This window comes from Streptomyces sp. NPDC004561, from assembly GCF_053602155.1.
In genome coordinates, this window is the sequence record NZ_JBSGDB010000388.1 from 1 (window position 1) to 8,376 (window position 8,376).

Genomic DNA, 8,376 nt, shown 5'->3' on the forward strand with positions numbered 1-8,376 from the left:
AGGCACTCGCCGCCGCAGAGGCGTTCGCCACCGGAGAAGCGCTCGCCACCGGAGAAGCGCTCTTCGCCATGCCGCAGCAGCGGGTTACCGCGCGGAGCGCCTCCGAACCCGCCGACCGCGACGGGCTCCTCGCCCAGCCGGACCTGCGAGAGCTGCTCACAACGACGCCGCGCGACCACGGCGCGGAGGACACCGGGCCCGACCTGCGAGAGCTGCTCGCATCGGCGCCGCGCGACGACCGCACGGAGGACACCGGGCCCGACCTGCGAGAGCTGCTCGCACGCGCGCCGCGCGACACCGCGGAGGACGCCGGGGGCGGCGAACCGCCAGGCGACGGCACGCTCCCGGCGTCGTACGCCGTGTTTCCCATGGGCGTCGCCATGCCGCTGCCGGTGCTGGTCCGGCGGCGTACGCGCGTCAGATCGTGACGCCGCGGGCCCGCAGATAGGCGATCGGGTCGATGTCCGTGCCGAAGTCGGGTCCCGTCCGCACCTCGAAGTGCAGATGCGGGCCCGTGACGTTTCCGGTGGCACCGGAGCGGCCGACGCGCTGGCCCGTGGTGACGGTCTGGCCGACCCGCACGGAGATGGCCGACAGATGCCCGTACTGGGTGTAGCGGCCGCCGGCGTGCCGGATCACCACCTGGTAGCCGTAGGCCCCGCCCCACCCGGCGGCCACCACCTGCCCGGCCCCCGCCGCCTTCACCGAGGTGCCGGTCGGCACGAGGAAGTCGATCCCGGTGTGGTAACCCTTCGACCAGTGCGACCCGGCCACGCGGTAGCCGGTGCCGATGGGCGCGTCGACCGGCGCGGCGAAGGAGTGGCCCGTCGACGGGGCCGGGTGCGGGGTCTTCTTGTGCGAGGTCTCCGAAGGCGCCTTCCTCTTCGGGGACTTGGTAGGGGTGCCGGGCGCGACGGTGGCGTCCAGGCTGAGCCGCTGGCCCGGCAGGATCAGGTCGGGATCGGCGCCGATGGTGGCGCGGTTGCCGGCGTAGAGCGTCTGCCAGCCGCCCCGCACGTGGTGCTCGCCGGCGATGCCGGAGAGGGTGTCGCCGTGCACCACCTTGTACATCTCGGCCCGGCCCGCGCGGGACTGCGGGGTGGTCTGCGGCCGCACGTCCCGCACCGGGACGGTCTTCGCGGGGCGGGTCGTGGCGCTGTCGGTGTGCATCTCGGGGCCGGCGCCGCCCCTGGCCAGCCCGGCCCGCACCGAGCACACCGGCCAGGCGCCCGGCCCCTGTCCGTCGAGCACCTTCTCGGCGACGGCGATCTGCTCGCCCCGGGTCGCCAGGTCGGCGCGCGGCGCGTACCGGGTGCCGCCGTACGCCTCCCAGGTGGACTGGGTGAACTGCAGCCCGCCGTAGTAGCCGTTGCCGGTGTTGACGCTCCAGTCGCCGCTGGACTCGCAGGCGGCGACCTTGTTCCAGGTGGCCGCGTCGGCGGCGTCGGCGCTGCCCGCGGCGACCAGCGGGATCGCGAGGCCGGCGCCGCCCGCCGTGACGGTCAGTGAGGCACGGTTGATCCTGTTGGGCTGGTACCGGCGATGCCGGCCGCGTACGGCCATGTCCGATGTCCCCTCGGCTGCGTCAGGAGGGGCAAAAGTAAGCGCCGCGAACAGGCCATGACAAGACGGAAATCCGGCCTCCGACGGGCGCCAAGTGGCCGGTATCGGGCCTTCCTTGGTCTGATTACCGGAGGACTGAGGCTGACGGCCTTCCCGCCGCGTACACATGCCTGGCGGGTCGGATGTGCGCTCGCCGGAACGGCACGTCAGGATGGGCGAGGACCCGTACTGACGGAGCCGTAGTCACGAGGCAGCTAGGGAGCAGGCGGTATGAGCACTTCAGCGCAGATCGGCGTCACGGGCCTCGCGGTCATGGGCCGCAACCTCGCCCGGAACTTCGCGCGCAACGGCTACACGGTCGCGGTGCACAACCGTACGGCGTCGCGGACGAAGGCGCTGGTGGAGGAGTTCGGGCACGAGGGCGACTTCATCGGGACGGAGACCGCGGAGGAGTTCGTGGCGGCGCTGGAGCGCCCGCGCCGCCTGGTGATCATGGTGAAGGCCGGTGAGCCGACGGACACGGTGATCGAGGAGTTCGCCCCGCTGCTCGAACCCGGCGACATGATCATCGACGGTGGCAACGCGCACTTCGCGGACACCCGGCGCCGGGAGCGGGAGCTGCGCGAGCGGGGCATCCACTTCGTGGGTACGGGCGTCTCCGGCGGCGAGGAGGGCGCGCTGCACGGGCCGAGCATCATGCCGGGCGGCTCGAAGGAGTCGTACGGGTCCCTCGGCCCGATGCTGGAGAAGATCTCCGCGAAGGCGGCGGACGGGGCGCCCTGCGTCACGCACTGCGGTCCCGACGGCGCCGGGCACTTCGTGAAGATGGTCCACAACGGCATCGAGTACGCCGACATGCAGCTGATCGGCGAGGCGTACCAGCTGCTGCGCGATGTCGCCGGGTACTCCCCCGCGCAGATCGCCGACATCTTCCGCACCTGGAACACCGGCCGGCTCGACTCCTACCTGATCGAGATCACCGCCGAGGTGCTGTCCCACGTGGACGCGGAGACCGGCGAGCCGTTCGTGGACGTGGTGGTGGACCAGGCCGAGCAGAAGGGCACCGGCCGCTGGACGGTGCAGATCGCGCTCGACCTCGGTGTCCCGGTCTCCGGCATCGCGGAGGCGGTGTTCGCCCGTTCCCTGTCCGGGCAGGCGGCCCTGCGGGAGGCCTCGCGCGACCTGACCGGGCCGACGGCGTCCCCGCTGGGCGAGGCCGAGGCGGCGGCCTTCGCGGACCGGGTGGAGCAGGCGCTGTACGCGTCCAAGATCGTGTCGTACACGCAGGGCTTCCACGAGATCGCCGCGGGCAGCGAGGAGTACGGCTGGGACATCGACCTCGGTGCCGTGTCCGCCATCTGGCGCGGCGGCTGCATCATCCGCGCGGCCTTCCTGGACCGCATCCGCGCCGCGTACGACGCCCGCGCCGACCTGCCGAGCCTGCTGTCGGACGAGACGTTCGCGCGGGAGATCGCGGGGGCGCAGGACGACTGGCGCGAGGTGCTGGTCGCCGCGACGCGGCAGGGGGTGCCGACGCCGGGGTTCGCGGCGGCGCTGGCGTACTACGACGCCCTGCGTGCGCCGCGGTTGCCCGCGGCGCTCACGCAGGGGCAGCGGGACTTCTTCGGTGCGCACACGTACCGGCGGGTGGACCGGGACGGCTCGTTCCACACGCTGTGGGGCGGGGACCGGTCGGAGGTGTCGGCGTAGGTCCCTCGGGCGGACATGCCTCGCGGGCGGGGAACGGGCGTGGCGCGGCCGCGGGAGCGACGTGGCCGAGCGCACGGTTCCCCGCCCCCCTTCGGGCCGTGCTCCGGCTGCCGGTGTTTCGCAGGTGAAGGCGCCTTGAGGGGCCGGGGAACGGTTGTGTCGCGGCTACCGGTGCGTCGTGGCCGAGCGCACAGTTCCCCGCGCCCCTCGAGGGCGCGTTCCGGCTCCCGGTGGTTTCAGGTGAGGGGTGGGCCCGGCTCGGGGTTCGGTACGGGTTCCGGGCCTGGTGGGATCGGGGACGGTGAGGGGTCCGGTGGGGTCGGGCCGGGGCCCGGCGGGGGTGGTGTGGGGCTCGGACCGGGGCCCGGTGGAGGCGGTGGGGGTGCCGGATCGGGGCCCGGCGGGGTCGGCGTGGGCGCCGGGCCGGGGCCGGGCTCCGGAGGCGGTACCGGGGTGGGGTACGGGTCCGGTGCCGGTCCCGGCGTCACGGGGTCGGGTTGCGGGTTCGTCATCGGGTCCTCCGCGGTCGCAGGACGTCGCCTCTGGACTACTCCCCCGCCTACCCGACCGCCGCTCGGCCACTCACCCGACGGCAGCGGCGAACCGGCCGAGCGGGGTTCGGGCCACCCCGGAACCACTCAGGCCGGCACGGAGTGCGGCGCGCGCTCCTGGTCGGACCCGGGCACCGGCTCGGACGGGTCGGCGCCGAGGGTCACGATCCGGTTGTCGCCGTCGACGTGCACGACCCGCGGCCGCAGCGCCCGCGCCTCGGCGTCGGCGACCTGGGCGTAGCTGATGACGATCACCAGGTCGCCGGGGTGGACGAGATGCGCCGCCGCCCCGTTGATCCCGATGACGCCCGAGCCCCGCTCGCCCTCGATGACGTACGTCTCCAGACGGGCGCCGTTGGTGATGTCGACGATGTGCACGAGCTCGCCCGGCAGCAGGTCCGCGGCGTCGAGAAGGTCCGCGTCGATGGTCACCGATCCCACGTAGTGCAGGTCGGCCTGGGTGACGGTGGCTCGGTGGATCTTGGACTTGAACATGGTACGAAGCACGGAGAGTCTCCCGGTTTGTCTGCTCCCTGCCTGCTTTTTGCAGGTCAAGGGCGGTCTTCGGAGACTACATCGATTCGCATGTCCGGTCAGCTCTCCCCAGGTGTTCCAGGACTCACACCGACCCGCTGCCGACTTTCCCGACGAGCCATCAGGTCGACGCCAGGGCAGGTGGCGCTGAGGGACTCGCCGACCCTGGTTCGCGGTGCTCCGCCCGTACGGGGGTGGGCGGAACACCGTGAGGTTCCCGGGTCTGCGCGCCCCTGGGGCACACGGCGCCCACGGGCTCGGCCGGCTACAGCGCCACGTCTCCGCACAGATGAACCTCGACGCCCAGCTCGGCGAAGAGCGCGGCCTTGGCGCGCAGCACCTTGTCTGCGGTCGGCGCGTCGGGGGCGTAGGCCACGTTGAGGTGGTTGGCGCGGTGGCGGGCCATGAACTGGTCGCGGGTGACGCCGTGCAGGACCGCGTGCATGATGGGCCACTGGGGGGTGGTGGCGTCGAGCCGTCGCCGTGTCTCCTCCTCGGGCAGCTCGACCGAGGTGGCGCGGCCGAGGTCGACGTGCAGGCGGCCGTCCATCAGGAACACGCGCGACCAGACGATCTCGCCCGGCCGGGAGACGCCGCTGAGGGTGCCGCCGCCGAGCGGGAAGTACATCGGGGGCTGCCGCATGCTGTACGACTTGTGGTAGCCGCCGTTGTGGGAGGCGGGCACCGAGCCGGAGATCTCGAAGACCCAGACGAACCGGCCGTCGTACTCCTCGCCCCAGCGGATGTCGTGCAGCGTGGTGGCCGGGTCGAGGCCCATCGCCGTCCAGATGCGGTTCGTGACGAGGGAGTCGACGGCGACGCCTTCGTCCACCTCGTTGAAGTGCGGCAGCGGTGCGCCGGGGTAGAGCTCGCGGGCGCCGTCGCGGCTGAGCACCGGCGGGCGCTGGACGTTGTTGAGCAGGCCCTCGGCGAGGTCGCTCGCCGGGACGGTGTCCTTGAGGCCCTGCTGGTACTGGATGCCGACCGCGTCGAGCCCGAAGTCGTCGGCGATGCGCAGCGCGGCTATGTACATCTTGAACTGGCTGAGCAGCTGCGCGTCGGTGAGCTCGGTGGCCTCGTCCGTGCCGGTGTGGAAGGTCATCCCGGCCTGGTCGAGCCAGGCGCGGACCGCCCGGGCCTCCTCGTCGGAGACGTTCTTCATCTCGGCGACCAGAGCGCTCTGCGACAGGCGCTCCTTGTAGATGCCGAGCGGGTTGAGGAACTCGTCGTCGATGATGGCGTTGTACATGCCCATGCAGCCCTCGTCGAAGACGCCGACGATCGCCTTCTCCTCGCGCAGCTCCTGGGCGAGGGCGACCCCCAGTTCGGTCTCGGGGTCATGCGGGAGGGGTGGCAGGGGCCGGACATGGCGGGTGTCGTGGGTGAGGGTGCCCGTCTGCAGCCAGGTGCGCAGTCCGTCGCGCGCCCACGCGTCGGTGAAGTCGGTGCTCCACAGGACGGAGTAGTCGCGTCCCGCCTTGGTGAGGCTGCCGGCGAGGTTCAACAGGCCGACCAGGCCGGGGAATTCGCCGCTCCAGTTGGCCACGACCAGGATCGGGCCCTCATGGCTGCGCAGGCCGGCGAGGACGTGGTGACTGTACTGCCAGACGGCCTCGACGACGATCAGCGGCGCATCCTTGGGCAGGTGCCTGAAGACCTCGATTCCGGCGTGCTGGCTGTCGATGAAACCGTGGCCCTCGGCCTGGTCGACGGCGTGGCCGCGGCGGATCTTCCAGCCCAGGTCCGTGAGGGCCGCGGCGAGGTCGTTCTCCAGTTTCTCCTGGGTGGGCCAGCAGGTCACGTTGGCGGCGGGGCGCAGGTCGCCGCTGGCCACGGTGTAGACGGTGTTCGGCTCTGCGACGGGCCGCCGGTGGAGCTCGGGCAGGGTGTACGCGGTCATGCGGTCTCCGTTGGTCGTACGTCCGGCCCCGGGGTGGGGGTCGGCGGGTCGAGCGATCGGTCAGTGGTGCCGGCCCGTCGGCAGGCCGTCCGCCTGGTACAGGGGGCACGGCGGCATGGTCGGCAGCCGTGGCAGCCGGTCGCGACGGCATCGCCATGGGTGTGTTCGTCGGCGGGGTGCGCGGGTACACGGGTCCGCCCGCGGCAGGCAGGCGGGAGCGGAGTCAGCGCTCCTGCAGCGCGGCCAGGGCGTGGACGGTCGCCGAGGTCTCCGGGTACAGCCGCCGGTAGAGGGCGTACAACTCGTCGTAGCGGGCGGCGTTTTCGGGATCGGGCGTCACCGTCTCGCGCACCGGGTTCCAGTCGTCGATGGAGGCGTCGCCGACGAGCTGCGCGGCCAGCAGCGCACTGCCGTAACTGGCGCCGATGGTGGTGGTGCGCAGCTCCTGCGGCCGGCCCGTGATGTCGGAGACGATCCGCGTCCACAGCGAGCCCTGGGTGCCGCCGCCGACGGCGACCACGCGGCGGATGTCGCCGCCGGCCGCCTCGATGACCTCGATGTTGTGCCGGACGCCGAAGCCGGTGGCCTCCAGCGCGGCCCGGTAGAGGTCGCCGCGGGTGTGGGACAGCGTCAGGCCGGCGATCACCCCGCGGGCGTCCGGATCCATCACCGGGGTGCGTTCGCCGGAGAAGTACGGGAGCATCAGCAGGCCGTTGGCACCGGGGCCCGACTCGGCCGCCCGGCGGGTGAGTTCGGCGTGGTCGGCATGGTCGGCGTCGGCGAACAGGTCGCGCAGCCAGTTGGTGACGGCTCCGGAGGTGGCCATGCCGCCGGCCAGGTTGCGGGTGCCGGGCAGCGCGCCCACGGTGCCCCACAGGGACGGGCTGGTGAGCGGCTTGGGCACGGTGTGGATGAGGAACATGGTCGTGCCGTACATCAGCATCAGGTCACCGGTGTTCTGTGCGCCCACACTCAGCGCCTCGGCCCAGGCGTCGATGGTGCCGGTGGTGACGGGGATACCGGCGGGAAGGCCGGTGTGCCGGGCGGCCTCGTCGGTGAGGGTGCCGGCCGTCTCACCGGACCAGCGCAGTCGCGGCAGGTCGATGCCGGGGGCCACCTCGGCCGCCCAGGGGGAGTACCACTCCCCCGCGAGGGTGTCGTAGAGCGGGGTGCACTGGCTGGCCGAGTGGTGGTCCAGGACGTAGGCCCCGGTGAGCTTCCTGACCAGCCAGGAGCTCGGCATGTACAGGCGGCGGGCGCGGGCGTAGAGCCCGGGCTCCTCCTCCGCGACCCAGGCGATCTTCGGGCCGGCCGCCTGGGTGGTGAGCGCGGAGCCTCCGCGGCGGATGATCTCCTCGGCGCCCAGCCGCTCCTCGATGGCGCGGATCTGGTGGACCGAGCGGGTGTCCGCACCGTAGAGGACGGCGGGACGCAGCGGGGTGTCGTGCTCGTCGGTCAGCAGGACGCAGGGGCCCATGCCGCTGACCCCGACGGCGATCACCGTGGTGTCGTCGGCGGCGGTCAACTCCCGCGCCAGTTCGGTGAACTCGCGCCACCACACGGAGGCGTCCATCTCGAAGCGGCCGGGGCCCGGCCTTGCGGGGGTGTGCTCCCGTACGGCGGAGCGGATCAGCGCACCGTCGAGACCGACGAGGACGCCCTTGCTGCTCGACGTGCCGATGTCCACACCGATGACTGCGTTGCGAGGCATGAGGGCACGCTCGCAGAAATCGATTTCAGCGTCAAGGCAGCGCACACAAGTGACCGACTTCCAGGAGAATCACCCCATCTTTGCCGCCGGTTGCCTCCCCGGGTTGCAGTTGCGGGTCTCGGCCCTTGACGCACTCCGAGACCCGCTCCTACCTTCTGATGAAATGGATTTCAGGATGTTCTGCGGCCATGGCGGTGCGGCCCGTACCCACCCATGAGGGCAAGGGACGATGAGGACCTTCGGACTCGACGGCGTGGAGTTGGTGAAGACGCCCGGCATCAAGTGACACCGACAGGGAGGAGCGGTGGGGGGGGGCGGGGGGGGGGCGGGGGCCCCGCGCCCGGGGGGGGGGGGCGCGGGGGGGGGGGGGGTGGGGGGGCGGGCGGGGGCGGGCGGGGGGGCGGCGG

General features: G+C 72.5%; 5 protein-coding genes and 1 pseudogene. 2 read left to right on the plus strand and 4 right to left on the minus strand.

Annotated elements, in window-relative coordinates:
- Positions 1-428, plus strand: a pseudogene (locus tag ACWEN3_RS35070) (hypothetical protein); the annotation flags it as partial.
- Here the strand turns inward: ACWEN3_RS35070 and ACWEN3_RS35075 are convergent.
- On the minus strand, positions 418-1,563 hold the full coding sequence (locus tag ACWEN3_RS35075) for a transglycosylase family protein (RefSeq protein WP_452979333.1): 1,146 nt from the start codon (positions 1,561-1,563) through the stop codon (positions 418-420). The pseudogene ACWEN3_RS35070 and the gene ACWEN3_RS35075 overlap by 11 nt on opposite strands.
- Positions 1,564-1,833: 270 nt before the next feature.
- On the opposite strand from ACWEN3_RS35075, the gene gndA reads away from it, so the two are divergent.
- Positions 1,834-3,273: an NADP-dependent phosphogluconate dehydrogenase gene (gene gndA / locus ACWEN3_RS35080; RefSeq protein WP_452979336.1), complete on the plus strand. Its 1,440-nt coding sequence runs from the start codon at positions 1,834-1,836 to the stop codon at positions 3,271-3,273.
- 638 nt (positions 3,274-3,911) lie between these two features.
- On the opposite strand, the gene panD is transcribed toward gndA, so the two are convergent.
- From panD to ACWEN3_RS35095, 3 genes are all read right to left on the minus strand, one after another.
- The gene (panD, locus tag ACWEN3_RS35085; RefSeq protein WP_452979339.1) at positions 3,912-4,331 is read right to left on the minus strand and encodes an aspartate 1-decarboxylase; all 420 of its coding nucleotides are present in this window, start codon (positions 4,329-4,331) and stop codon (positions 3,912-3,914) included.
- A 292-nt stretch (positions 4,332-4,623) separates the two neighbouring features.
- Entirely contained in the window at positions 4,624-6,258 is a 1,635-nt protein-coding gene (locus tag ACWEN3_RS35090; protein WP_452979342.1) for a fucose isomerase, read from the minus strand.
- A gap of 223 nt (positions 6,259-6,481) precedes the next feature.
- A complete protein-coding gene (locus tag ACWEN3_RS35095) occupies positions 6,482-7,969 on the minus strand; it encodes an FGGY-family carbohydrate kinase (protein ID WP_452979344.1) in 1,488 nt (495 codons plus the stop codon).
- Positions 7,970-8,376 lie beyond the last annotated feature (407 nt).

Bases quoted from the DNA above. Each gene is read 5' to 3' on its own strand.
- ACWEN3_RS35095 (WP_452979344.1), bottom strand. From the start codon at position 7,969: ATGCCTCGCAACGCAGTCATCGGTGTGGACATCGGCACGTCGAGCAGC.
- ACWEN3_RS35090 (WP_452979342.1), bottom strand. From the start codon at position 6,258: ATGACCGCGTACACCCTGCCCGAGCTCCACCGGCGGCCCGTCGCAGAG.
- ACWEN3_RS35075 (WP_452979333.1), bottom strand. From the start codon at position 1,563: ATGGCCGTACGCGGCCGGCATCGCCGGTACCAGCCCAACAGGATCAAC.
- gndA (WP_452979336.1), top strand. From the start codon at position 1,834: ATGAGCACTTCAGCGCAGATCGGCGTCACGGGCCTCGCGGTCATGGGC.